We start from the raw sequence: 26,006 nt of genomic DNA, 5'->3' as shown, positions 1-26,006 counted from the left end.
GTAGCGCCGTGCGGCGTAGCCGCACACATCGAGAGGAGGTGCAGCGAAGCAAACCGTAGGCGATGTCCCCGGATGGACACCGTAGCGAGGGAACACTGAGCCTCAGCGAAGTGCCGTACGCCGGGGCCAAGCCTTTTGGGTTACCTTTTCGGCGTTTGGAAAAGGTAACTCGCTGTAAGAGCGAAACCGCCAGCAGCCATCACCGCAGCAACGGATATGCCCCCAATCCCAACCCCAACCCCCGAACCAAAAAAAAGGCGCGATCCCAAAGAATCGCGCCTTCTTCATATATCGCTATCTATCAACTACCCAAAGCCTTCGAAGCCAACCAGAACAACCCAGCCGACAACGCCACGGTAGCCGGCAAGGTCAACACCCAAGCCAACAGAATAGTGCGAACAGTCCCACCTTGCAGGCCGCTCTTATTCGCGACCATGGTACCCGCCACACCCGAAGACAACACATGAGTCGTCGACACCGGCAAACTGAAGATGTTGGCCAAACCAATCAAACTGGCCGTCGTGATCTGCGCCGACATACCCTGCGAATAGGTCATGCCCTGCTTGCCGATCTTCTCGCCAATGGTCAGAACCACACGTTTCCAGCCAACCATGGTGCCCAGACCCAGCGCCAGTGCAACCGCCAGAATCACCCAGAACGGCGCGTATTCAGTGGTCGTGGTCAGGTCTTTGCGCAACTTGTCGAGGTCAGCCTTTTCACGGGCATCCAGAACCGGCAACTTGCTGACTTTCTTCGCGGTATCGTCCAGGCACAGCAAGTAACGACGTACTTCGATGCGGCTATCCGACGACAACGAATGGTAGTCCGCTACACCTTTAAGCGTGTGCAGCAGGGCGCTGATGGTCGGTTCGGTCTGCTGCGGGTTGCAGCGGAATTTCTCCGGCAGGTCGCCGTCTACGCTCTTGCCCAGTGCAAGAAATTCACCCAGCGAATCGGCGTTGCGCTGGTAGAACTGGCTCAGGTGCAGAGTAGCGTCGCGGGTGCGTTCGATCTGGTAAGTGGTGCTGTTCAGGTCGAGAACGAACTGCGCCGGCACGATACCGATCAATACCAGCATGATCAGGCCGATGCCTTTCTGGCCATCGTTGGAACCGTGCACGAAGCTCACGGCCATGGCCGAGATCACCAGAACCAGACGGTTCCAGAATGGCGGATGCTTTTTGTCGTCGAGTTTGCGGCGCTGTTCAGGCGTCTTGTGCATCTTCGACAGCGGGCGCCACCATTTCAGGCCGATCAGGATCAGCGCTGCAATCAGGAAGCCAGCCATCGGCGAGAACACCAGCGAAGCGCCGATGTCTATCGCTTTCTGCCAGTTAACACCGTCGGCCAACGGAATGTCGTTGATCAACGCGTTGGCCAGGCCGACACCGAGGATCGAGCCGATCAGGGTGTGGGAACTGGACGCCGGGATACCGAAGTACCAGGTGCCGAGGTTCCAGGCGATTGCCGCTGCGAGCAACGAGAAAACCATCGCAAGGCCATGGCCGGTGTTCACATTGATCAGCAGTTCAACCGGCAGCAGGTGGACAATGGCATACGCCACGCCAACGCCACCCAGCAGCACGCCGAGGAAATTGAACACACCGGAAAAGAACACCGCCAGGTGCGGCGGCATGGCTTTGGTGTAGATAACAGTGGCTACCGCGTTAGCGGTGTCATGAAATCCATTGATGAACTCGAAGGCGAGGACAAACGTCAGGGCGAGCAAGAGGCTCACAAGCACCCAAGCATCCAGTCCGCTGAATAAATCGATCATGAAGGTTTTCTGACCCGGTCGTAAGGGGGCGCGATTATGCCAGAAAAGACTGGAAATCGATGCCCTCAGTGCTCATCGGTAACGCACTTCTTCGATTTAATTTGTTGCAGCACATGAAAACCAAGCGGCGCGCAGGGTTTTTCAAGCCTTTGATTTGTCTATAAAAAGGCTTTTTGGAACAAGCGTTTTACCCGCGTTTGGAGGGCTCAAACGCTTGTCTGAAATATCTGTGAAACTTTCCGAAGCTGTCCTTTAGCCGGCTCTACGCAGAATCAGCCGCTGCCCGCGGGTAGCGGGCGCGCAAGGCATCGTCTCGGCACCGCGTGGGTAACCGGTGCGTTCACGGATGCTCAAGGCCTTCAAAAACCGTGGCTCATGGCTCTTCGGCTTTGAGTTCCTTTTCGATCTTTTCGATTTCTTGCTTGAAGACCTGATCCTGAACGGTAGGGCGCTTGCGCCATGCCTTGCGTTCCGGTTCTGGTTGAGCGGCGTAGGTGGTGACTTCCCCGCCGTAAACATCCTTGTAACGTTGTTCCTGGCGCTCAAGTTCCGCGCGCAGTTCGTCTTTCGTCACAGTGCTACCTGTATGAGTTGAGATAAGTGTCTGGTGAATCGCACTGCAACGAGTCGATTGAGCGGGCCCGTCGAAAACTCAACGCCAGAACAGGCATTGATGTCATCGGCAGGGCGATCAAGACTTCCATGTTACAGGCGGCTACGACACCAGATTAAAACGGACGCAGCATCAGTTCCTGTTTCAGCGAGCGCTGGCGTTACATCAATCATGAGCGTCAGACGCTTGCCGGGGCTGGCAGCGATTGGCATCGCCTCAGCCGGTGACCACCTCGATGAATAACGGGTGCCACTGAGGTGCATTATAGCGGTCGATTCAGGATTGACTATCGTTGCCAAGTTAAAAACGGTTCGGGATGTGTGATTGTTTTGTTACTCGCAACTTTCATGGGTAGTTGAAGTGCAAGCAAACGTTTACTTCGCCGCGATCTGTTTTTGGCGCCATTTAGTCGATCAACTAAATCTTGATTGAGTTCCCCGGCAAAGTTGCACAGGCGTCTCAAATAGCAAGCCACAGCAGAGGAGGGCGATTGCGATTATCGGTCGACGGTTCGATAATCGCCCAATGTTGATGGCTCGCCGCTTGTGCATCTGCCCGCGAGCCGTTTGTATAGCCATTGATCCGTGTCGGGTAAAAAGGACAATAAATGAACGATCAAATGCGCAACTCCTTCACTTCCGTGGCGCCGCCGATCGTCGCCTCGCCGGCCAAGCGCATTCAGGCGCTGACCGGTGATCCGGATTTCATGACGTCGCTGGCCCGTGGCCTGGCGGTGGTGCAGGCGTTTCAGGAGCGCAAACGTCATCTGACCATCGCGCAGATCAGCCACCGCACGGAAATTCCCCGCGCCGCGGTGCGCCGTTGCCTACATACGTTGATCAAACTCGGCTACGCCACCACCGACGGACGCACCTATTCTCTGCTGCCGAAAGTGCTGACCCTCGGCCACGCTTATCTGTCGTCGACGCCGCTGGCTGTGTCCGCGCAGCCGTACCTCGATCGCATGAGCGAGCAGCTGCACGAAGCCTGCAACATGGCCACGCTTGAGGGCGACGACATTCTCTACATCGCCCGCTCGGCGACCACGCAGCGGCTGATCTCGGTCGACCTTTCGGTGGGCGGGCGTCTGCCGGCTTATTGCACATCGATGGGCCGGATTCTGCTGGCAGCGCTGGACGACACGTCCTTGCGCGAATACCTCGACCACGCCGAACTGGTGGCGAAAACCAGCCGCACGATCCACACCCCCGACGCGTTGCTCGAATGTTTGCAGGAAGTGCGGCAGCAAGGTTGGTGCATCGTCGATCAGGAATTGGAACAAGGCCTGCGCTCGATTGCCGTACCGGTCTACGACGCTTCGGGCCAGGTGGTGGCGGCGCTCAACGTCAGCACCCACGCCGGTCGCGTCAGTCGCACCGAGCTTGAGCAGCGCTTTCTGCCGGGCCTGCTCAGCGCCAGCCGCGACCTCAGCGCGCAGTTGTTTGCCTGATGAAGCTGTTCGATAAACGCACAGTGTTGCGTTTATCGAATTGACGCTAAAACCCTCGGATCATTAATGTCGCGGCAGCGTCATCCGGCGCTGTTGTGAATGAGCCCGCCGGACTGTCGACTCCCATAATAATGACAAGAGGCAACTCACCATGCGCACGCTCCCCGACTGTCTCCGCTCCAACCGCTGTTGCCGGGTTCACCGCAACGCCTGATTGCAACCTTCTATTCTTGTAGCTGTGCCGCTCTCTGGCCGGCCGCCGTTCGACTGCGTTTTTTGCGTGGATAAAAATAATGAACCAGCCTCAGTCCGCTGTGGGTCAGTGCCTCGACGTGCAGACCTTCATCAACGCCCAACCGATCTCGCGCTATCAATGGCGGGTGGTGATCCTGTGTTTCCTGATTGTCTTTCTCGATGGCCTCGACACCGCCGCGATGGGCTTCATTGCCCCGGCGTTGTCGCAGGACTGGGGCATCGACCGCGCCAGCCTCGGCCCGGTAATGAGCGCCGCGTTGATCGGCATGGTCTTCGGCGCACTCGGTTCCGGCCCTTTGGCTGACCGCTTTGGGCGAAAAGTCGTACTCGTCGGCGCCGTGGTGCTGTTCGGTGCTTTCAGTCTGGCGTCGGCGTACAGCACCAACGTCGAGCAATTGCTGGTACTGCGTTTCCTTACCGGCCTCGGCCTGGGCGCGGGCATGCCCAATGCCACCACGCTGCTCTCGGAGTACACCCCGGAGCGCAAGAAGTCGCTGCTGGTGACCAGCATGTTTTGCGGTTTCAACCTCGGCATGGCCGGTGGCGGGTTTATTTCCGCCAAGCTGATTCCGGCGTTCGGCTGGCACAGTCTGCTGCTGATCGGCGGGATTTTGCCGCTGATCCTCGCGGTGGTGCTGCTGTTCTGGCTGCCGGAATCGGCGCGCTACCTTGTCGTCCGTAACCGTGGCACCGACAAAGTGCGCAAAACCCTGGCGCCGATCGATCCGGTCACCGTCGCCCAAGCCTCCAGTTTCAGCGTGCCGGAACAAAAAACCGTGAAGGCGCGCAACGTGTTCGCGGTGATCTTCTCCGGAACGTACAGCACCGGCACCTTGCTGTTGTGGCTGACCTACTTCATGGGCCTGGTCATCGTTTATCTGTTGACCAGTTGGCTGCCGACGCTGATGCGTGACAGTGGCGCGAGCATGGAACAAGCCGCGTTCATCGGCGCGCTGTTCCAATTCGGCGGGGTATTGAGCGCGGTCGCTGTGGGATGGGCGATGGATCGCTTCAATCCGCACAAGGTTATCGGCATTTTCTACCTGCTGGCCGGGGTGTTTGCCTACGCGGTGGGGCAGAGCCTGGGCAATATTACGTTGCTGGCGACTTTGGTTTTGGTGGCGGGGATGTGCGTGAACGGCGCGCAATCGGCAATGCCGTCGCTGGCGGCGCGGTTTTATCCGACGCAGGGGCGGGCGACCGGCGTGTCGTGGATGCTGGGGATTGGCCGCTTTGGCGCGATTCTCGGGGCGTGGATGGGCGCGACGTTGTTGGGCTTGGGCTGGAATTTTGAGCAGGTGTTGACGGCGTTGGTGATTCCGGCGGCGGTGGCGACGGCTGCGGTGGTGATCAAGGGCATGGTCAGTCATGCGGATGCCACTTGAGTTTCAGCGCCTGATCGTTCCCACGCTCCGCGTGGGAACGCCTCAATGGACGCTCTGCGTCCGCTTTTGGGACGCGGAGCGTCCCGGGCTGCATTCCCACGCAGAGCGTGGGAACGATCATTGTTAGGCAAACAACAATCTGTTCGATAAACGAACACTCAGTCGATTATCGGATTGTTTGGCACTTTTCCCAGGCTTAATCTGCAGTGACTCCGGCGCTGAACCTCGCGCCTTTTTATCACTGGCGATTCATTACAAAAACAGGAGCCCGCTCCATGGCTGAGATCCTTTCGCTGCACGACGCGGTGAAGCAATTCGTCAACGACGGCGACACCGTCGCACTCGAAGGCTTCACTCACTTGATCCCTACGGCCGCAGGTCATGAAATCATTCGTCAGGGCAAGAAAGATCTGACGCTGGTGCGGATGACGCCTGACCTGATTTACGACCAACTGATCGGCGCCGGTTGCGCACGCAAACTGATTTTCTCCTGGGGCGGCAACCCTGGCGTGGGTTCGCTACACCGTCTGCGCGATGCGGTCGAGAAGCAATGGCCGCAGCCGCTGGAGATCGAAGAACACAGCCACGCCGACCTGGCGAATGCCTACGTCGCCGGCGCTTCCGGCCTACCGTTCGCGGTACTGCGCGCCTACGCCGGTTCCGACCTGCCGAAGGTCAATCCGCTGATCAAAACCGTCACCTGCCCGTTCACCGGTGAAGTGTTGGCGGCCGTGCCGTCGGTGCGCCCGGACGTGACCGTGATCCACGCACAGAAAGCCGACCGCCAAGGCAACGTGCTGCTGTGGGGCATTCTCGGCGTGCAGAAAGAAGCTGCACTGGCCGCCAAGCGCTGCATCGTTACCGTCGAAGAAATCGTCGACAACCTCAACGCGCCAATGAACTCCTGCGTGTTGCCGACCTGGGCCTTGAGCGCAGTCTGCCATGTACCCGGCGGTGCACATCCGTCCTACGCCCACGGTTACAACGAGCGCGACAATCGTTTCTATCAGGCGTGGGATCCGATCGCCCGCGACCGTGAGACGTTTACCGCGTGGATCAACGAATACATCCATGGCTGCGCTGACTTCAGCGAGTTCCAGGCCAAGTTGGCCGCTGCTTCGGAGGCCAAGTAATGACTTACACCACCAATGAAATGATGACCGTCGCTGCGGCCCGTCGCCTGAAGAACGGCTCGGTGTGCTTCGTCGGTATCGGTCTGCCGTCGAAAGCCGCCAACCTCGCGCGCCTGACTTCGTCGCCGGACGTGGTGCTGATCTACGAATCGGGCCCGATTGGTGCCAAGCCGAGCGTGCTGCCACTGTCCATTGGTGACGGCGAACTGGCGGAAACCGCCGACACCGTCGTCCCGACCGGTGAGATTTTTCGCTATTGGTTGCAGGGCGGGCGCATCGACGTCGGTTTTCTCGGTGCGGCGCAGGTCGACCGTTTCGGCAACATCAACACCACCGTGGTCGGCGATTATTTCTCGCCGAAAGTGCGCCTGCCGGGTGCCGGTGGCGCGCCGGAAATTGCCGGCTCGGCGAAAAGCGTGTTGATCATCCTTAAACAGTCGGCGCGTTCGTTTGTCGACAAGCTCGATTTCATCACCTCGGTCGGTCACGGCGAGGGCGGCGATTCGCGCAAACGTCTGGGCCTGCCGGGCGCCGGCCCGGTCGGGATCATCACCGACCTGTGCATCATGGAGCCGGAAGAGGGCACCCACGAATTCGTGGTCACCGCACTGCACCCGGGCGTGACCCGCGAGCAAGTGGTCGCGGCCACAGGTTGGGCGATTCGTTTTGCTGACAGCGTTGACACCACCGCGGAGCCAACCGACGTCGAACTGACCGCGCTGCGCGATCTCGAAGCGCGCACCGCCGCCGCCCACGGCCAGGCACCGGGAGAAGCATGATGCGTGACGTTTATATCTGCGACGCGATTCGCACGCCGATCGGCCGTTTCGGCGGCGGACTGTCCGCCGTTCGCGCTGATGACCTGGCCGCCGTGCCGATCAAGGCCCTGATGGCGCGCAATCCATCGGTGGACTGGAACGCCATCGACGAAGTGTTCCTCGGCTGCGCCAACCAGGCTGGCGAAGACAACCGCAACGTTGCGCGCATGGCGCTGCTGTTGGCCGGCCTGCCGGAAACTGTGCCGGGCGTGACCCTCAATCGTCTGTGCGCTTCGGGCATGGACGCGATCGGCACGGCATTCCGCGCCATCGCCAGCGGCGAGATGGAGCTGGCGATTGCCGGCGGCGTCGAGTCGATGTCTCGCGCACCGTTCGTGATGGGCAAGGCTGATGCGGCGTTCTCGCGCAACATGAAACTGGAAGACACCACCATCGGCTGGCGTTTCATCAACCCGCTGATGAAGGCGCAATACGGCGTCGACGCGATGCCGCAGACCGCTGACAACGTCGCCGACGACTATAAAGTCTCGCGCGCCGATCAGGACGCTTTCGCCCTGCGCAGTCAGCAACGCACCGCCGCCGCGCAGGCTGCAGGATTTTTCGCTGAAGAAATCGTCGAAGTGCGGATTGCCCACAAGAAGGGTGAAACCGTGGTCAGCCAGGATGAACATCCGCGCGCCGACACCACGATTGAAGCGCTGACAAAATTGAAGCCGGTCAACGGCCCGGACAAAACCGTTACCGCCGGCAATGCCTCCGGGGTCAACGACGGTGCCGCGGCGTTGATTCTGGCTTCTGCCGAAGCGGTGAAAAAACACGGTCTGACCGCCCGCGCCAAAGTGCTCGGCATGGCCAGCGCCGGCGTAGCGCCGCGCGTAATGGGCATCGGCCCGGTGCCAGCGGTGCGCAAATTGATCGAACGCCTCGGCGTAGCGGTCAGCGATTTCGACGTGATCGAACTCAATGAAGCATTCGCCAGCCAGGGCTTGGCGGTGCTGCGTGAACTGGGTCTGACGGATGACGCCGCGCAGGTCAACCCGAATGGCGGCGCGATTGCCCTCGGTCACCCGTTGGGCATGAGCGGGGCTCGTTTGGTGTTGACCGCAATGCATCAGTTGGAAAAGACCGGTGGCAAGAAAGGTCTGGCGACCATGTGCGTCGGTGTCGGCCAAGGTCTGGCTTTGGCCATCGAACGCGTCTGACGCAAGCCGTGACGAAAAAGAACAGAGGAAAGCGACATGTCTGACAAGCCTGGTTACCGTCGTCCGCAGGAAGGCACTCAGCCTGAGTACCTGCACCCGACCTATCAATCCACCAACCTGCGCTCGCCGTCGAAACCGTTGGTGTTTCTGCCGCATTCGCTGTCGGAAATCACCGGGCCGACCATCGGCGCCGAACGTGTAGGCGACACCGATAACGATCTGACCGCCCAGCATGCAGGCGAGCCACAGGGCGAACGCATCATCATTCACGGCCGCGTGCTCGACGAAAACGGTCTGCCGGTGCCGGGGATTCTCGTGGAAATATGGCAGGCCAACGCCGCTGGCCGCTATAACCACAAGCGCGACGTGCATGATGCGCCGCTCGACCCGAACTTCACCGGCACCGGCCGCACCGTGACCGACGCCGACGGCTGGTATCAGTTCCAGACCATCAAGCCTGGCGCCTATCCGTGGGGTAACCACCACAACGCCTGGCGCCCGGCGCACATTCACTTTTCGCTGTTCGGGCCGAGCATTCTTACGCGCCTGGTCACGCAGATGTACTTCCCGGGTGACCCGCTGCTGGCCTACGACCCGATCTACAACTGCGTGCCGGACACGTCGGCCAAGGAACGCCTGATCGCCAGTTTCGATCTGGAAAAAACCATTCCGTCCTACGCCCTCGGTTATCGCTGGGACATCGTGCTGCGCGGGCGTGAAGCCACGCCGATGGAGAAATAAGATGACGCTGACTGCGACCACGTCCCACACCGTCGGGCCGTATTACCACATCGGCCTGACCTGGCTGAACCGCGAAGACCTCACCGTCGAACAAACCCTCGGCGAGCGCGTGGCGATCACCGGGCAAGTGGTGGATGGCAACGGCGATGTCGTCAATGACGCCATGCTCGAAGTCTGGCAGGCGAATGCTGCCGGCAAGTATGACCACCCGGAAGACGAGCAGAACAAAGCGCTCGACCCGAACTTTGAAGGCTTTGGCCGCGTGCCGGTGGATGCTGAAGGGCGCTTTCGCTTTACCACGATCAAACCGGGCACGGTTGAAGGGCTTAAGGGTTCGACCCAGGCGCCGCATCTGGTGGTGTTGGTGTTTGCCCGTGGCTTGGTGAAGCATTTGCTGACGCGGATCTACTTTGAAGGCGAGCCGGCCAACGTTGATGATCCGTTGCTCGAATGTGTGCCGGCTGAACGCCGCGCGACCTTGCTGGCGAAGAAGGATGCCTCGGGTGTTTACCAGTGGAATGTGATTTTGCAGGGCACTGATGCCGAGACGGTGTTCTTCGATTACTGAACACTCCATCGGTGGTCAGCGATCAACTGTGGCGAGGGGATTTATCCCCGTTCGAGTGCGAAGCGCTCGCAAATCAGATAAACGCGGTTTACCTGAAATAACGCGCTGAATGGTTTTGGGGCCGCTTCGCTGCCCAACGGGGATAAATCCCCTCGCCACAAAGGCTGGTCAAGAGCTGGGTGATGATCCAATGTGGAACGGGACTGTTGCAAAGTATGTCTAGACTCTCACTGTCCCTATCGAGTGAAAAACAATGACAACCACCACCTCCCATTACACCGGCGAAGAGCGCAGCAAGCGCATCTTTGCCATTGTCGGCGCCTCGTCCGGCAACCTCGTCGAATGGTTCGACTTCTACGTTTACGCCTTTTGCGCGATCTATTTCGCTCCGGCGTTTTTCCCCTCCGATAACCCGACGGTGCAACTGGTCAACACGGCTGGCGTGTTCGCCGCCGGCTTCCTGATGCGTCCGATCGGTGGCTGGATTTTCGGCCGGATCGCTGACAAGCACGGCCGCAAGAAATCCATGCTCATCTCGATTCTGATGATGTGTTTTGGCTCGTTGCTGATCGCTTGTCTGCCCACTTACAACAGCATTGGCGTCTGGGCGCCGATCCTGTTGCTGTTCGCGCGTCTGCTGCAAGGCCTGTCGGTCGGCGGTGAATACGGCGCCACCGCGACCTACATGAGCGAAGTTGCGCTCAAGGGCCAGCGCGGATTTTTCGCCTCGTTCCAGTACGTGACCTTGATCGGCGGGCAACTGCTGGCGGTGTCGCTGGTGGTGATCCTGCAACAGTTCCTCACCGAAGAAGACCTGCGTGCATACGGCTGGCGGATTCCGTTTGTTGTGGGTGCAATTGCGGCGGTGATTTCGCTGTTCCTGCGTCGCTCGCTGAAAGAAACCACCAACAAGGAAACCCGCGAACACAAAGACGCCGGCAGCATCCGCGCGCTGTTCCGCGATCACAAAGCCGCGTTCATCACCGTGCTCGGTTACACCGCCGGTGGCTCGCTGATTTTCTACACCTTCACCACGTACATGCAGAAATACCTGGTGAACACCGCCGGCATGCACGCCAAGACCGCCAGCTACATCATGACCGGCGCGCTGTTTCTGTATATGTGCATGCAGCCGCTGTTCGGCATGCTCGCCGACAAGATCGGTCGACGTAATTCGATGCTCTGGTTCGGCGCGCTCGGTACGCTGTTCACCGTGCCGATTCTGTTGAGCCTGAAAAGCGTCAGCAGCCCGTTCCTTGCGTTTGTGCTGATCACCGTGGCACTGGCGATCGTCAGTTTCTACACCTCGATCAGCGGTCTGGTGAAAGCCGAAATGTTCCCGCCGGAAGTCCGCGCCCTCGGCGTTGGTCTGGCGTACGCGGTGGCGAATGCGATCTTCGGCGGTTCGGCGGAATTCGTCGCGCTGAGCCTGAAGAACATCGGCATGGAAAACTCCTTCTACTGGTACGTGACGGCGATGATGGCGATCGCGTTCCTGTTCAGTCTGCGCTTGCCGAAACAAGCGGCGTATTTGCACCACGATCTCTAACCCGATGCGCGCGGGCCGTGATGGCCCGCGCCGGCAAGGATTTTTATGACTCAGCGACCGGGCAATCAATTGTTCGATGCCTATTTCACTGCCCGCAATATGCGTGAGGTGTTCTGCGATCAGGGCCGCGTGCAGGCGATGCTCGACTTCGAAGCAGCGTTGGCTCGGGCAGAGGCGCGGGTCGGGTTGATTCCTGCCTCTGCCGTTGCACCGATTGCAGCGGCCTGCAACGCAGGTTTGTACGACTTCGCCGCGCTGGGCGAGGCGATTGCCACGGCCGGCAATTCGGCGATTCCGCTGGTCAAGGCGTTGGGCAAGCAGATTGCTGCCTCTGATGCCGAGGCCGAGCGTTATGTGCATTTGGGCGCGACCAGTCAGGACGTGATGGATTCCGGGCTGGTGCTGCAATTGCGTCAGGCGCTGGACCTGATTGAACGTGATCTGGTGCAATTGGCCGATTCGCTCGCCAGTCAGGCGCAACGTCATGCTGCGACGCCGCTGGCCGGACGCACGTGGCTGCAACACGCGACGCCGGTGACCCTCGGCATGAAAATCGCCGGATGGCTGGGCGCTGTCACTCGCAGTCGTCAGCGTCTGCGTGAACTCAAACCGCGTCTGCTGGTGCTGCAATTTGGCGGCGCCTCCGGGACGCTTGCAGCACTTGGCGAACAGGCGATGCCGATTGCCGAAGCGCTGGCTGAAAAACTGCAACTGACCTTGCCCGAACAGCCGTGGCACACCCAGCGTGATCGCGTGGTGGAGTTCGGTGCGGTGCTCGGTTTGATCGCCGGCAGCCTCGGCAAATTCGGCCGCGACATCAGCCTGTTGATGCAGACTGAAGCGGCCGAGGTGTTCGAGCCTTCGGCGCCGGGCAAGGGCGGTTCGTCGACCATGCCGCACAAACGCAATCCGGTCGGAGCTGCGGTGTTGATCGGTGCGGCGACGCGGGTGCCGGGGCTGGTCTCGACGCTGTTCAGCGCAATGCCGCAGGAACACGAGCGTAGCCTCGGTCTGTGGCATGCCGAGTGGGAAACCTTGCCGGAGATTTGCTGCCTTGTTTCGGGGTCGCTGCAACAGGCTCGGTTGTTGGCGCAAGGGCTGGAAGTCGACGCCGAACGCATGGCGCGCAACCTCGAATTGACCCAAGGGCTGGTGCTGGCCGAAGCGGTGAGCATCGTCCTCGCCCAGCGTGTCGGCCGCGACACCGCGCATCACCTGCTCGAACAATGCTGCAAACGCGCGGTGGCCGAACAGCGCCATTTGCGCGCCGTGCTCGCTGACGAACCGCAAGTCACCGCCGAATTGAGCAGTGCTGAACTCGATCATCTTTTGAACCCCGCCCATTACCTCGGTCAGGCGCAAGTCTGGGTCGAGCGTGCGGTGGCTGAACACAACGCATTGTCTGACTGAAAGGAGAGGGCTGTGGCTTTCGTTCAACTCGCCGATGGCGAACTGCACTATCAAATAGAAGGCCCGGTCGATGCACCGGTGCTGGTGCTGTCCAACTCGCTGGGCACTGATTTGCACATGTGGGACGCGCAGATGCCGGCGTTCACCGAGCACTTTCGTGTGCTGCGTTTCGACACCCGTGGTCACGGCAAATCGCTGGTCACACCGGGGCCGTACAGCATTGAGCAACTCGGTCACGACGTACTTGGTCTGCTGGATGCGCTGCACATCGATCGTGCGCATTTCTGCGGATTGTCGATGGGCGGCCTGATCGGGCAATGGCTGGGTATTAATGCCAGTCACCGTTTGAACAAACTGATCGTCTGCAACACGGCAGCCAAAATCGGTGATCCATCGGTGTGGAATCCGCGTATCGAAACCGTGCTGCGTGACGGCGCGGCGGCGATGGTTGCTCTGCGCGATGCATCCATTGCTCGCTGGTTTACCCCGGATTTTTCCGCTGCACATCCGGCCGCTGCCAAGCAGATTACCGACATGCTCGCGGCGACTTCGCCTGAAGGTTACGCGGCCAATTGCGCGGCGGTGCGTGATGCCGATTTCCGCGAGCAACTGGCTTCGATCAATGTGCCGTTGCTGGTGATTGCCGGCACCGAAGATGCGGTGACGCCGCCGGCCGGTGGGCATTTCATTCAGGAGCATGTGCGCGGTGCCGAGTACGCCGAGTTCTATGCGGCGCACCTGTCGAACGTGCAGGCCGGTGCTGATTTCAGTGATCGCGTATTGGCGTTTCTAAACGCCTGACAAGGGGATTTTCGTGGACGAGAAACAACGTTACGACGACGGCATGCAAGTGCGCCGCGCGGTGTTGGGCGATGCGCACGTCGATCGCAGCCTGACCACGCTGACCGAGTTCAACTCGGAATTTCAGGAGATGATCACCCGGCATGCCTGGGGCGATATCTGGACGCGCCCGGGCTTGCCTCGGCACACGCGCAGTTTGATTACCATCGCCATGCTGATCGGCATGAACCGCGAAGGCGAGCTGAAACTGCATTTGCGCGCGGCGGCGAATAATGGCGTGAGCCGCGGCGAGATCAAGGAAGTGATCATGCAGAGCGCGATTTACTGCGGGATACCGGCGGCGAACGCGACGTTTCATTTGGCGGAATCGGTGTGGGATGAGTTAGGGGTTGAATCCCGCGAGTGACGGCTGAAACCGAAAAAGATCGCAGCCTTCGGCAGCTCCTACATTTGGAATGCGTTCCCCTGTAGGAGCTGCCGAAGGCTGCGATCTTTCGCTCTTCAAACCTTGGCAACAATAAATATCCGCTTGAACGCAAACAACGTATGCCCATCCGCCTCCTGCGGATACTGCGCGTGCACCCGCATCAGATAGTGATAAATAAACCGCGCCTGCTCCGCTGAATCCAGCGCCTGCATCACCGGCCGCAGCGCCGACACTTTCACCCAGTCATACACCGGCGATTTGCCGTCGACCACCTGCAACTGCTCGGTCTCCCAGATATCCAGTGACGTGGTCAGCGGCGCCAGCAAACGGTAGTAATCCTCCAGCGCCAACAACGGCCGCGCCGCCATGCGCTGGCGCAGTTCCGGCGTGCCCAATGGCGTACCGCCGACACCGCCGTCTTCGAGTGTTTCCAGCATCAGCCGATACCACAACGCATCGCGCCAGTCCGGCATATGCGCGGCCAGGCAGCCGCCGGTGTTGAGCTGGCCGAGAAGGCGCGGCAGCAGCGTTTCATGACCATCAATAAAGTGCAGCACGGCAGCGGCAAACAGCAGATCCGCCGGTTGTTCAGGCTGCCAGTCGAGCAAGTCGCACTGTTGCCATGACGCGTTGATCGGCAAGCGTCGGGCCTCGTCGAGCATTTGCGCTGAACTGTCGATGCCCAGCAAGTGCGCCTGCGGCCAGCGCTCGGCCAACAACCGCGTGGCAATGCCGGTGCCGCAACCGAGGTCAACCATACGTTTGGGGTGGTGCAGGTCGACACGGTCGAGCAATTCATTGACCGGGCGTTGCCTGAGGCGGGAAAACTGCTGGTACGCCTTGGCGTTCCATTGGGTGGTGGCTTCCCCTGCCGTTTCAAGTTTGACGCTCATGAGGTGATCCTCTCTGGCGAATTACAGTTGTCTTCCGATGATGTTGAGGGTTTTCAGGACAACTGCCACACCTTTGCGCGTATCCGTATCGTTCAACAGTTTGAGCAAGGCAAAGACGCTCAGCGATTCGGGCAGTGCCGCAGCTTCAGCTTTGGCCTGGCGCAAAGTGTTACTGGCTGCCCAAGTGGTTGCCGTGGCGGATTCGAACGCCTGCGCGAGCTTTTCCACCATCGCCGCATCCGTCACGTCGATCAGATCGGAAAGCAATGAAAGCAAGTCCACGAGGTTTTCCAGTCTTCCACCGTCAACCAACGGTTGCAGTTTGGCCATGAGGGCGGTGAACCCGGGCGTGGCCGAGATTTCTTCAGGCATATTCATCTGTCATCACTCCTCCCTGCGCAGGGTCAAAGCATGCCTCGGGCCACGGCCCAGTACAGGCCGCGATTGAAACCGTTTCTGAGCAGACCGCCAAGTTTGGTGGGCGGTGTCGGCTGTACATCGTGGGAATAGTCGTACCAAAGAGGCATCCCGGCATTCAGCCCCATTTGCGCCACTGCCTGAACCCGACCGTCATAAACGCTGTTGGGGGCTCCCAAGCGAATTTCGGCGGTGATGTTGTTGGCGATGACGGGTGCCTGGTTATGGCATGCACCACCCGCCTTGCTCACTGGAAGATCTACGGTGTCGCCGATCACATAGACATTTTGCAGGCCATAAACCTGCAGCGTTTCATGATGGGTCGGCAGCCAGCCCTCATCATTCGGCGCTTGTGAGGCGCCGGACTCCCGAACCGCTTTAACTGCACAGATCGGCGGGGTAGCCATCAGGATGTCGAATGGTTGTGCATCACCTTCGGCTGAATAGGCGACTTTTGCGTCGGGGTCGACCTTGCTCAGAGTGAAGCCGCGCTGAAAGTGGATACCTTTCTGTTCAAAAATGTCCGGCAGGATTTCGCCCGTAGGCCGTTGCAGAAACAGGCAATTACGCAAGAGTTGGGCGACGGTAGGGTAGGTGTAAATGATTTCTACCTTGTCACGGACACCTCGGCGACGCAGGAAATCATCAAGCATCAATGTCGTTTCTACCGGAGCAATGCCGCACTGGTGAGGGACATTGGGTGTTTGCGGGAAAGATACCGTAATGAAAATACGGCCTTTTTCGATGGTGCTCAACCTTTGTGCCAGTTGACGGGCGGGTTGGTATTGATAGAAGTGATCGCCAGCCTCCTGCAATCCCTCAATGCGTTCAGGTGCAGGCACGCAGCCAGTGGCGATGACCAGAAAATCATAGTCATAGCGTTTTGCGCTACGGGTTTTCAGGTATTGGCCAGGAAAATCGAAGTGGGTGACTTCTTCAACGTTAAAGTGGATTTCCGGGCGTAACAGTGAACGTTCCGGGCGTTTGAGTTCTTCATTGAAGAACTGATTAAACGCTACGTACATGAACGCCGGTTTGTAGAAGTGATCGGGGGAATTGGATAGCAGGGTGATCGAGACGTCGCCGCGAAGGATTTCCGGATACAGCTTGCCGGCCAGTTGATTGGCCAGCATGGTTCCGCCTACACCGCCACCGACGATAACTATTCGCTTATTCATACCTGACCTCCGAGGTCATGGCAGCTTCGCGTACAGCATCCGGAGATAACGGAAGAGAAAAAGGGCTCCTACTTCGGACTGGAGAGAGTAACCACTTAATGACTTTATCTGTGTTCGTACAATCCGCCAGTCGACACGACCGACGGAGTGCCTCAACGAGCCACGCTATTGAAGTGACCGTTCGCTGATCACAAAAGGCTGATCGGGTAACTGACAATCAAACGATTCTCGTCGAATTCGTTATTGCTGAAATCCCGGCGCATGGTCGAGTTGCGCCATCTGACGTTGAGATCCTTGAGCGTGCCGCTCTGCACGGTGTAGCCCAGTTCCGATTCGCGGCCCCATTCCTTGCCGTCGGTGATGGTGCCGGTGTGTACGTTGTCGCCGCTGATGTAGCGGTTCATCAGGGTCAGGCCGGGCACGCCCAACGCGGCGAAGTTGTAGTCGTGGCGCAGCTGCCACGAGCGTTCCTGCGCGTTGTCATAACTGGCGTTGTAACTGTCGTTGGCCAGCGTGCCGCCGCTGGTGCCGTTGACCCGCATCCACGCGCTGTCGCCGGTGAGTTTTTGCAGGCCGACGGAGAAGGTGTTGCCGCCGTATCGGGCCGAGAACATCCCCGACCAGGTCTTGTTGTCGAGATCGCCGGCGCGCGCGCTGCCGTCGTCCTTGCCGTAGAAGAAACCGAGGTTGGCGCCCAGCGTCCAGTCGCCCAGCGGTTGGCTGTGCGTCAGGTTGACGTATTGCTGGCTGTAGATGTCCTTGAGTTCAGCGTTCCATAAGCCGATCTGGGTGCGCTTGTCATTGAACACATATTCGCCGCCCTGAAAGTTGAATCGATCCGAGGTGAACGCCGCTTTGCCGGTCATCGACATGTCGCTCATGCTGCTGTCGTCGCGCGGGCTGTTGGCGCGGAACTGGCCGCCGTAGAGGGTCAGGCCGTCGATTTCTTTCGAGGTGATCTGGCCGCCACGAAAGGTTTGCGGCAGCGAGCGACCGTCGTCCGAACGCAGGATCGGCAGCACTGGCATCCATTCGCCGACCTTCACTTCGGTCTGGGAAAATTTCGCCTTGAACGCGACGTTGGTGCGGCCGAAGTTATCCGCCGGGCGCCCGTCGTGATCCAGCGGCAACAACTGCGTGCCGCCTGTGCCTTTGCCGCCATCGAGTTTCAACGAATACAAACCCAGCACGTCCATGCCGAAGCCGACGGTGCCTTGGGTGAAGCCGGATTTGGCGTCGAGGATGAAGTTCTGCGTCCACTCTTCAGCCTTGCCCTGCGCCTTGGTCGGGTTGGTGAAGTTGCGGTTGATGTAGAAGTTGCGCAGGTTGAGGTTGACCTTGGCCCCTTCAATAAAACCCGCTTCTTCAGCCGCGACGGGGAGGGCGGCACCCGCCAGGGCCAGGGCGATCAGGCCGGGAAATGCGTAGGGCGCAGGGGAGGTGGTCATAGCTGGGTCTCTCTTGTTTTTTTGAGGCAAACGAAATGCGCTGCGGCCGTTTTTGTGGCGCAGAAATGCGATGGATTCAGGGGGCGGAGCGGCGGCGATCAGCCGGACGGAGCAGGGCGTGGGAGCATGTGGCGAACCTGTTGTTATTGGTTTTGTGGCTCGAATGGTGCGGGGGGCGGATGTTTTGATTCAATTGGTAAAAGCGGGTTTTGGGCGATTATCGAACAGCATTGAAGATCAAAAGATCGCAGCCTTCGGCAGCTCCTACAGGGGATCGCATTTCAAATGTAGGAGCTGCCGAAGGCTGCGATCTTTTGATCTTCAGGCAACAAAAAGCCCACCAATCGGTGGGCTTCTTGTGTTCAGCAGATGATCAGAACAATCTCATCTTCGGCGCTTCTTCTTTCACCGGCTCATTCTTCGCGGTTTGCGAATTCCAGCCGCCACCCAAAGCCTTGTACAGGTTGACCGCACTGGTCAGCTGCGCGAGGCGGTCGGTGATCAGCGCTTGTTGCGCGCTGAACAGCTGACGCTGGGCATCGAGGAAGGTCAGGTTGCTGTCGACACCGATGCGGTAACGACGCTCGGCCAGGCGGTAGTAATCCTGGTTGGCCTGAACGAAGTCACGCTGCGCTTGCAGCTGCTCGGTGTAGGTCTGGCGGGCGGCCAGGCCATCGGCGACTTCCTGGAAGGCGGTTTGAATCGACTTCTCGTAGTTCGCCACGCCAATGTCCTTCTGGATCTTGGCGTAGTCGAGGCTGGCGCGCAGGCTGCCGGCGTTGAAGATCGGCAGGTTGATCTGCGGCGAGAACAGCCACGTGCCCGAACCACCCTTGAACAGACCGGACAGATCCGGGCTCAGGGTGCCCGCGTTGGCGGTCAGGCTGATGCTCGGGAAGAACGCTGCACGGGCCGCGCCGATGTTGGCGTTGGCCGCTTTCAGGTTGTGCTCGGCTTGCAGAATGTCCGGACGACGTTGCAGCAGATCCGATGGCAGACCCGGCGGTACGTCGCTGAGCAGATCATCCGACAGCGGTTTGGCCGCTTGCAGATTGGCCGGGATACCGGTGCCGAGCAGCAGGGTCAGGCTGTTTTCGTCCTGAGCGACCTGGCGGGTGTAGCGCGCCAGTTGTGCACGGGCGTTTTCCACCGAGGTACGCGACTGCGCCAGATCCAGTGCCGAAGCGACACCGACTTCGTTGCTGCGGCTGGTCAGCTTGTAGCTTTCTTCAAAGGCACCGAGGGTGTCTTGGGTCAGCTTGAGCAGTTCCTTGTCCGCTTGCCAGGTCAGATAAGCATTGGCGACGCTGGCGACCAGACTGATCTGTGTGCTGCGACGGGCTTCTTCCGTGGCGAAGTATTGTTGCAGCGCTTGTTCGCTCAGGCTGCGAACGCGACCGAACAGGTCGAGTTCGTAGGCGCTGATGCCAACGGTGGCCGAGTACGAGCTGCTGATCATCGACTCGCCGGTCTGCGAAGCGCGTTCCGGAAGACGTTGACGGCTGCCGGAACCATTGGCCGAAATCGCCGGGTACAAGTCAGCACGCTGAATGCGGTATTGAGCCGCGTAAGCGTCGATGTTCAGTGCCGCGACACGCAGGTCACGGTTGTTTTCCAGCGACACCTGGATCAGCTGTTGCAGGGCAGGGTCGTGGAAAAACTGCTTCCAGCCCTGCTCGGCAGCGGCTTGCGCCGGTGCCTGGGCCGGCGAGTACGCCGGCCCTTGCGGGTACTGACCTGCGACCGGAGCCTCAGGCTGCTGATAGTCAGGTATCAGCGAGCAACCGCTCAGCACGAAGGCGGCGACTGCGATGGAGAGTAGCGACTTGCTCATTGGCCAGCCTCTTTAGGAGTTTCTTTAGCTTCGTCATCTGGATCGGCGATTTTACGCTGGCCAATGGACGAAACCGTAACGAAGAACAGTGGAACCCAGAAGACCGCCAGGATCGTGGCTGTGAGCATACCGCCAATTACGCCGGTACCGATCGCGTGTTGGCTGCCCGAACCGGCACCGGTAGAGATCGCCAACGGTACAACACCGAGGACGAAGGCCAGCGACGTCATGATGATCGGTCGCAGACGCATGCGGCAGGCTTCGATCGCCGCATCACGCAGGCTACGCCCTTGTTCATGCAGTTCCTTGGCGAACTCGACGATCAGAATGGCGTTTTTAGCCGCCAGACCGATGGTCGTCAACAGACCCACCTGGAAGTACACGTCGTTGGACAGACCGCGCAGGCTGGTGGCCAGCAGCGCACCGATGATCCCCAGCGGCACCACGAGCATAACGGCGATCGGAATCGACCAGCTCTCGTACAGCGCCGCCAGACACAGGAACACCATCAGCAGCGACAGGGCGTACAGCGCCGGCGCTTGCGAACCCGACAGACGTTCTTCATATGACAGACCGGTCCAGGAGATACCGACACCCGCCGGCAGCTTCTTGGCGATCGCTTCGACTTCGGCCATCGCATCACCGGTGGAGTAACCCGGCGCCGGAGAACCGAGGATCTCCATCGCTTCTACACCGTTGTAACGCGCCAGTTTCGGCGAACCGTAGATCCACTCGCCTTTGGCGAAGGCGGAGAACGGCACCATGGTTCCGACGTTGTTGCGCACGTACCATTTCTTCAAGTCTTCTGGGCTCATGCGAGCACCGGCCTGACCTTGCACGTAAACCTTCTTCACGCGACCGCGGTCGATGAAGTCGTTGACGTAGCTACTACCGAAGGAGATGGACAGCGTGCTGTTGATGTCGGTGAGGCTCAAGCCAAGGGCCTGGGCTTTCTCGTCGTCGATTTCCAAGTGGTATTGCGGTTCATCGTTCAGCCCGTTCGGACGCACTTGATAGAGCACTTTGCTCTGTGCGGCCAGGCTGAGGAACTGGTTACGGGCTTCCATCAGCTTGTCGTGACCGATACCGGCACGGTCCTGCAGGAACACGTCGAAACCAGTGGCGTTACCCAGTTCCAGTACCGCTGGCGGGGCGAAAGCAAACACCATCGCGTCGCGGAAAGTGAAGAAGTGTTGCTGCGCACGTTGGGCCAACGCAAACACGCTGTTGTCCGAGTTACGCTCGTCCCACGGTTTGAGCATGATGAACGCCAGGCCAGAACTCTGGCCGCGACCGGCGAAGTTGAAGCCGTTCACGGTAAACACCGACGCTACCGCGCCTGCCTCTTTATCCAGCAGGTAGGTACGCATTTCGTCGATGACGACTTGGGTACGTTCAGCACTGGAACCGGCCGGGGTCTGCACCTGGGCGAACAGTACGCCCTGGTCTTCTTCCGGCAGGAACGCGGTCGGAATGCGCGTGAACAGCCAGATCATGCCAACCACGATCAGCAGGTACGCCAGCAGGTACGGGGCTTTGCGCGACAGCATGTTGCCAACGCCGCGCTCGTAGCTGCGAACGCCACGGTCGAAGTTACGGTTGAACCAGCCGAAGAAGCCTTTTTTCGGTGTGCCGTGCTCGCCTTTCGGAATCGCCTTGAGCATGGTGGCGCAGAGCGCCGGGGTGAAGATCAGCGCAACCAATACCGACAGGGCCATGGCCGAGACGATGGTGATCGAGAACTGCTTGTAGATCACACCGGTGGAACCGCTGAAGAACGCCATCGGCAGCAATACCGCCGACAGCACTAGCGCAATACCGACCAGTGCGCCCTGGATCTGGCCCATGGACTTCTTGGTCGCTTCTTTCGGTGACAAGCCTTCTTCGCTCATCACCCGCTCGACGTTTTCCACCACAACGATGGCATCGTCCACCAGCAAGCCGATGGCCAACACCATACCGAACATGGTCAGGGTGTTGATGCTGAAGCCGAACGCCGCGAGGATGCCGAATGTACCGAGCAATACCACCGGTACAGTCATCGTGGTGATGACGGTGGCGCGGAAGTTTTGCAGGAACAGGAACATCACCAGGAACACCAGCACGATCGCTTCGACCAGGGTTTCAACCACACCCTTGATCGATTCGGTCACCACCGGAGTGGTGTCGTACGGGAATACCACTTCCATGCCTTCCGGGAAGAACGGCTTGAGGTCGTCAATCGTCTTGCGCAGCGCCTTGGCGGTGTCGAGGGCGTTGGCACCGTTGGCCAGTTTTACCGCCAGACCAGACGCCGGGCTGCCGTTGAACTGCGCAGAAATACTGGAGTTTTCACCGCCCAGACCGACGTCAGCGACGTCGCCGACACGCACTTGCGAGCCGTCCTGATTGACCTTCAGCAGAATCGCCTTGAACTGCTCGGCAGTCTGCAGACGGGTCTTGCCGATGATCGTGGCGTTCAGTTGCTGGCCAGGCAGCGCCGGCAAACCGCCGAGCTGACCGGAGGAGACCTGGACGTTCTGCGCGGAAATCGCCGTGCTGACATCGCCCGGGGTCAGGTTGTACTTGTTCAACTTGGCCGGGTCGAGCCAGATGCGCATCGCGTACTGGGCACCGAAGACCTGGAAGTCACCGACACCGGCGGTACGCGAGATCGGATCCTGCATGTTCGACACGATGTAGTTGGACAAGTCGTCCTTGGTCATGCTGCCGTCACGCGATACCACGCCGATCACCAAGAGGAAGTTTTTCACTGCCTTGGTCACACGGATACCTTGTTGCTGCACTTCCTGCGGCAACAGCGGGGTGGCCAGGTTCAGCTTGTTCTGAACCTGAACCTGCGCGGTGTCGGAGTTGGTGCCTTGCTCGAAGGTCGCGGTGATGGTCATGCTGCCGTCGGAGTTACTTTCCGACGACACATAACGCAGGTTGTCGATACCGTTGAGCTGCTGCTCGATCACCTGAACCACGGTGTCCTGCACGGTTTGCGCCGAAGCGCCCGGGTAGGTCACGGAGATCGCAATGGCCGGTGGCGCAATGCTCGGGTACTGGTTGATCGGCAATTTCAGGATCGAAAGTGCCCCGACCAGCATGATCACCAGGGCAATTACCCAAGCGAAAATCGGACGGTCGATGAAGAATTTTGACATGAGTTACTCCCCTTTGCCGCCAGCGGCTTTGTCAGCAGGCTGAGCGGGGGCCGGGTTCTTTTTCGCTACGTTGGTGGCTTCGGTCGGGTTCACTTGCACGCCCGGACGAACGTATTGCAGGCCTTCGGTGATCAGACGATCGCCGGCTTTCAGGCCGTCTTCGATCAGCCACTGGCTGCCGACGGTGCGGCTGGCCTTGAGCTGACGCAACTCGACCTTGTTGTCGGCGCCGACGACCAGTGCGGTCGGCGTGCCTTTGAGGTCGCGGGTCACGCCTTGTTGCGGTGCCAGAATCGCTGCTGCGTTAACACCGGCCTGCAATTGAGCGCGGACGAACATGCCCGGCAGCAGGGTGTGATCCGGGTTCGGGAACACGGCGCGCAGGGTCACGGAACCGGTAGTCGGGTCGACCGACACTTCGGAGAATTCCAGCTTACCGTCGAGCTTGTACTGGCTGCCGTCTTCCAGGGTCAGTTTGACCGCTGCCGAGTTCTCGCCGGATTTTTGCAGGCGACCGCTTTCCAGCTCGCGGCGCAGTTCCAGCAATTCAACCGAAGACTGGGTCACGTCGACGTAAATCGGATCCAGCTGCTGGATCGTTGCCATCGCATCGGTCTGGCCATTGTTGACCAGTGCACCTTCGGTGACCGAAGAGCGACCGATACGGCCGGAGATCGGCGCGTAAACCTTAGTGTAACGCACGTTGATCTGCGCGCTCTGCAACGACGCTTCCGATTCCATGCGGTTGGACACGGCGGTGTCGTATTCCTGACGGCTGACGGCTTGTTCATCGACCAGCTGCTTGTAGCGATCGGAGATCGACTTGGTCGAACGCAGGTTGGCTTCGGCGCTTTTCAGGGTCGCTTCGTACACGGCTGGATCGATCTGATACAGCTGCTGGCCGGCTTTGACGTCGCCACCTTCCTTGAACAGACGCTTGAGAATGATGCCATTGACCTGTGGTCGAACTTCCGCAACGCGGAACGCGCTGGTGCGGCCCGGCAGTTCCGAGGTGAGGGTAAAGGCTTGTGGTTGCAGGGTAACGACGCCGACCTGAGGGGGCGGGGCGGCCGGTGCCGCTTCTTCCTTTTTACATCCGCTGAGCAGCGATGCCAGGGCGACGGCAGTGACCAGAGCGGTAACAGCTGGCTTGAATTGCATGAAAATCCTCGGGTCAGGCGCGCAAAAAGCGCACAAGAAGTGTGGAAGGGTAAAAAAAGGGTGCCGGGTGGATAAGTAGCTTGCTAAGGAATATACTTACGTTCATGGTTGTTTGTAAACACCTTGGCGTCGTACCCACCCTGTTACAAAAGTCGTCGCAAGGTAAGAAATTGTAGGCCGGGGAGCCGATCCGCGAGAGATCACCCCCTCTTTATTCAGCGGATATTCAGCCATCCCTGAAACATCCTGTTTGAGGTTTTACTGCCATGGTCCGTCGTACCAAAGAGGAAGCTCAGGAAACCCGCAACCAGATTCTGGAAGCGGCGGAGAAAGCCTTTTATGAAAGGGGCGTCGCTCGTACGACGCTGGCGGACATCGCGACCCTTGCCGGCGTCACGCGTGGCGCTATTTATTGGCATTTCAGCAATAAAGCCGACCTGCTTCAGGCCATGCTCGACACCCTGCACGAAACGCTGGATGAACTGGCCAAGGCCAGCGAGAGCGAGGACGAACTCGACCCCCTGGGCTGCATGCGCAAGCTGTTGATTCATTTGTTTCATCAAATTGCACTGGACCCGAAAACCCGGCGTATCAACGAAATTCTGTTTCATAAGTGCGAATTCACCGATGAAATGTGCGATTTGCGCCAGCAGCGCCGGTCGGCCAGCCTCGAATGCAACGATCGCATCGGGCTGACCCTGCGTAATGCGGTGAATCGCGGCCAGTTGCCGGAAGATCTCGACACTGCCCGCGCGGCCATCAGCATTCATGCCTATATTGATGGCCTCCTGTACGGATGGCTTCTGGCACCGGACAGCTTTGAGCTGCATGCCGAGGCCGAGCGTTGGGTCGATACAGGGTTGGATATGCTGCGCCTGAGCCCTAGCCTGCGCAAATGAAACAAAATGCGTAATTGGCACAGCTTATGTCAATTGGCGCGGGCGAAAACGCCGTTTTTTCACCCGTGCGGTGCAAAACAGGCTGCTTTTATATACGTATAGGCTTTCCGATGACAGCCAGCGGGCTACGTATTTTGTAGGGAATTTGTTTCGATCACGTTAATCACGGGTGCGCTTTACCTGGTCGGGTGGTTATCGGGCCGGATTTCTGGAAAGCGGCATTTGGCCGGATTGAACTGAAACACTATGGCCGCTTTAACTGATGCTGATGATCACACTGTAGCTGTAAGGTTTTTCGGATTGCTGTCGCGATATCCTGGATGTTACTTTGATTGGACTGGTATTTAGCACGACAGCGCTATGACGTCGATCAGGTACTTCCTGTGGATTGAAACTAAAGGGGTCGTACGGCTTATTAATTTTTAAAGATGTCGAGAACTCAAAAGTTTCATGTTCGCTTGCAAAAGTAAAATCATGATCTACTTTTGTCGAGCGCGTCGATTTTCCGCCTATGCGTTTAGGTATTTCACTGCGAAGTATGAACGAAGAGTATTGGAAGGGTTCGATTGTGTAATCTTCCAGATCATGTTCGCTAGTGTCCCAGCTGGAGCCGGTGAGCTTGAATGTGCGGTAGGCACCGTTATAGATGTACACGATGACACTGGTGTGGGATTTGATTCGGCTCACTGCATCCCAGTCTTCCAGCTCCTGCTGTTGGGTTTCTTCAACGAGCTCATTGAAACGGTTTTTTACTTTCTGATCGGTCTCGAAGATGGCCGATAGATTGTTGGATAATTCTTCAAAGCTTGAAGATGAGGAAAGAGACTGGAAAAAGTGGTTGATGCTTTGGGTTAATTCTTCAGAAGAGTTTATTTTGTCCAGTGTTGATTGTTCCGAAGTCTCTGTCGGGCGGTTGTTTTCCATGATGCAAACACCT

General features: G+C 58.9%; 22 protein-coding genes. 12 read left to right on the top strand and 10 right to left on the bottom strand.

The features are described 5' to 3' along the window. Positions 1 to 301: 301 nt before the first annotated feature. A complete protein-coding gene (locus tag QMX93_RS12680; protein ID WP_053117856.1) occupies positions 302 to 1,777 on the bottom strand; it encodes an inorganic phosphate transporter in 1,476 nt (491 codons plus the stop codon). Positions 1,778 to 2,150: 373 nt separating this feature from the next. Beyond that, the gene (locus QMX93_RS12675) at positions 2,151 to 2,351 is read right to left on the bottom strand and encodes a hypothetical protein (RefSeq protein ID WP_053117858.1); all 201 of its coding nucleotides are present in this window, start codon (positions 2,349 to 2,351) and stop codon (positions 2,151 to 2,153) included. 646 nt (positions 2,352 to 2,997) lie between these two features. Between QMX93_RS12675 and pcaR the strand changes: the two genes are divergently transcribed. The 11 genes from pcaR to pcaC all read left to right on the top strand — a co-directional run bounded on the left by pcaR (position 2,998) and on the right by pcaC (position 14,069). Continuing rightward, positions 2,998 to 3,840 (top strand): pca regulon transcriptional regulator PcaR, encoded by an 843-nt coding sequence (gene pcaR, locus QMX93_RS12670; protein WP_007917109.1) that lies wholly within the window; start codon positions 2,998 to 3,000, stop codon positions 3,838 to 3,840. Between the two features lie 293 nt (positions 3,841 to 4,133). Continuing rightward, entirely contained in the window at positions 4,134 to 5,480 is a 1,347-nt protein-coding gene (locus QMX93_RS12665; RefSeq protein ID WP_282356334.1) for an MFS transporter, read from the top strand. Between the two features lie 275 nt (positions 5,481 to 5,755). Continuing rightward, entirely contained in the window at positions 5,756 to 6,613 is an 858-nt protein-coding gene (locus QMX93_RS12660; protein WP_053117863.1) for a CoA transferase subunit A, read from the top strand. After that, positions 6,613 to 7,392 carry a CoA-transferase subunit beta gene (locus tag QMX93_RS12655; RefSeq protein WP_282356327.1) on the top strand — a complete coding sequence of 260 codons (780 nt, stop codon included), beginning with the start codon at positions 6,613 to 6,615 and terminating at the stop codon, positions 7,390 to 7,392. The genes QMX93_RS12660 and QMX93_RS12655 overlap by 1 nt, the downstream gene beginning before the upstream one ends. After that, the gene (pcaF, locus tag QMX93_RS12650; protein ID WP_282356325.1) at positions 7,389 to 8,594 is read left to right on the top strand and encodes a 3-oxoadipyl-CoA thiolase; all 1,206 of its coding nucleotides are present in this window, start codon (positions 7,389 to 7,391) and stop codon (positions 8,592 to 8,594) included. Before QMX93_RS12655 ends, pcaF begins: the two co-directional genes overlap by 4 nt. 36 nt (positions 8,595 to 8,630) lie before the next feature. Continuing rightward, positions 8,631 to 9,335, top strand: coding sequence for a protocatechuate 3,4-dioxygenase subunit beta (gene pcaH, locus QMX93_RS12645; RefSeq protein ID WP_053117867.1), 705 nt, complete (start codon positions 8,631 to 8,633; stop codon positions 9,333 to 9,335). A gap of 1 nt (position 9,336) precedes the next feature. Beyond that, positions 9,337 to 9,903 (top strand): protocatechuate 3,4-dioxygenase subunit alpha, encoded by a 567-nt coding sequence (gene pcaG, locus QMX93_RS12640; RefSeq protein ID WP_282356320.1) that lies wholly within the window; start codon positions 9,337 to 9,339, stop codon positions 9,901 to 9,903. Positions 9,904 to 10,156: 253 nt separating this feature from the next. After that, complete coding sequence (locus tag QMX93_RS12635) at positions 10,157 to 11,452, top strand: MFS family transporter (protein WP_053117871.1); 1,296 nt, start codon at positions 10,157 to 10,159, stop codon at positions 11,450 to 11,452. A 45-nt stretch (positions 11,453 to 11,497) separates the two neighbouring features. Then, positions 11,498 to 12,862 carry a 3-carboxy-cis,cis-muconate cycloisomerase gene (locus QMX93_RS12630; protein ID WP_282356317.1) on the top strand — a complete coding sequence of 455 codons (1,365 nt, stop codon included), beginning with the start codon at positions 11,498 to 11,500 and terminating at the stop codon, positions 12,860 to 12,862. Between the two features lie 12 nt (positions 12,863 to 12,874). Then, positions 12,875 to 13,663: a 3-oxoadipate enol-lactonase gene (gene pcaD, locus QMX93_RS12625; RefSeq protein ID WP_282356312.1), complete on the top strand. Its 789-nt coding sequence runs from the start codon at positions 12,875 to 12,877 to the stop codon at positions 13,661 to 13,663. A 13-nt stretch (positions 13,664 to 13,676) separates the two neighbouring features. Further along, complete coding sequence (gene pcaC / locus QMX93_RS12620) at positions 13,677 to 14,069, top strand: 4-carboxymuconolactone decarboxylase (protein ID WP_025110738.1); 393 nt, start codon at positions 13,677 to 13,679, stop codon at positions 14,067 to 14,069. A 95-nt stretch (positions 14,070 to 14,164) separates the two neighbouring features. Here the strand turns inward: pcaC and QMX93_RS12615 are convergent, their stop codons facing one another. From QMX93_RS12615 to QMX93_RS12585, 7 genes are all read right to left on the bottom strand, one after another. Then, positions 14,165 to 14,983: a methyltransferase domain-containing protein gene (locus tag QMX93_RS12615; RefSeq protein ID WP_282356307.1), complete on the bottom strand. Its 819-nt coding sequence runs from the start codon at positions 14,981 to 14,983 to the stop codon at positions 14,165 to 14,167. A gap of 21 nt (positions 14,984 to 15,004) precedes the next feature. Then, the gene (locus tag QMX93_RS12610) at positions 15,005 to 15,361 is read right to left on the bottom strand and encodes a DUF1641 domain-containing protein (RefSeq protein WP_053117877.1); all 357 of its coding nucleotides are present in this window, start codon (positions 15,359 to 15,361) and stop codon (positions 15,005 to 15,007) included. A gap of 26 nt (positions 15,362 to 15,387) precedes the next feature. Further along, positions 15,388 to 16,578, bottom strand: coding sequence for an FAD/NAD(P)-binding oxidoreductase (locus tag QMX93_RS12605; protein WP_053117880.1), 1,191 nt, complete (start codon positions 16,576 to 16,578; stop codon positions 15,388 to 15,390). Between the two features lie 188 nt (positions 16,579 to 16,766). Next, entirely contained in the window at positions 16,767 to 18,026 is a 1,260-nt protein-coding gene (locus QMX93_RS12600; RefSeq protein WP_282356298.1) for an OprD family porin, read from the bottom strand. A 373-nt stretch (positions 18,027 to 18,399) separates the two neighbouring features. Next, on the bottom strand, positions 18,400 to 19,860 hold the full coding sequence (gene emhC / locus QMX93_RS12595; protein WP_053117884.1) for an efflux RND transporter outer membrane subunit EmhC: 1,461 nt from the start codon (positions 19,858 to 19,860) through the stop codon (positions 18,400 to 18,402). After that, the gene (gene emhB, locus QMX93_RS12590; protein WP_282356295.1) at positions 19,857 to 23,009 is read right to left on the bottom strand and encodes an efflux RND transporter permease subunit EmhB; all 3,153 of its coding nucleotides are present in this window, start codon (positions 23,007 to 23,009) and stop codon (positions 19,857 to 19,859) included. The genes emhC and emhB overlap by 4 nt, the downstream gene beginning before the upstream one ends. Before the next feature lie 3 nt (positions 23,010 to 23,012). Continuing rightward, positions 23,013 to 24,170: an efflux RND transporter periplasmic adaptor subunit gene (locus tag QMX93_RS12585; RefSeq protein ID WP_053117889.1), complete on the bottom strand. Its 1,158-nt coding sequence runs from the start codon at positions 24,168 to 24,170 to the stop codon at positions 23,013 to 23,015. Positions 24,171 to 24,436: 266 nt separating this feature from the next. Between QMX93_RS12585 and emhR the strand changes: the two genes are divergently transcribed. Further along, the gene (emhR, locus tag QMX93_RS12580; RefSeq protein ID WP_159815374.1) at positions 24,437 to 25,069 is read left to right on the top strand and encodes an efflux system transcriptional repressor EmhR; all 633 of its coding nucleotides are present in this window, start codon (positions 24,437 to 24,439) and stop codon (positions 25,067 to 25,069) included. Positions 25,070 to 25,324: 255 nt separating this feature from the next. Here the strand turns inward: emhR and QMX93_RS12575 are convergent, their stop codons facing one another. After that, positions 25,325 to 25,993, bottom strand: coding sequence for a hypothetical protein (locus QMX93_RS12575; RefSeq protein ID WP_282356291.1), 669 nt, complete (start codon positions 25,991 to 25,993; stop codon positions 25,325 to 25,327). Between the last annotated feature and the right edge of the window lie 13 nt (positions 25,994 to 26,006).

Source organism: Pseudomonas sp. PS01303, assembly GCF_029959385.1.
Taxonomy (GTDB): domain Bacteria; phylum Pseudomonadota; class Gammaproteobacteria; order Pseudomonadales; family Pseudomonadaceae; genus Aquipseudomonas; species Aquipseudomonas rustica.
This window is presented reverse-complemented; position numbering and strand designations above follow the sequence as displayed.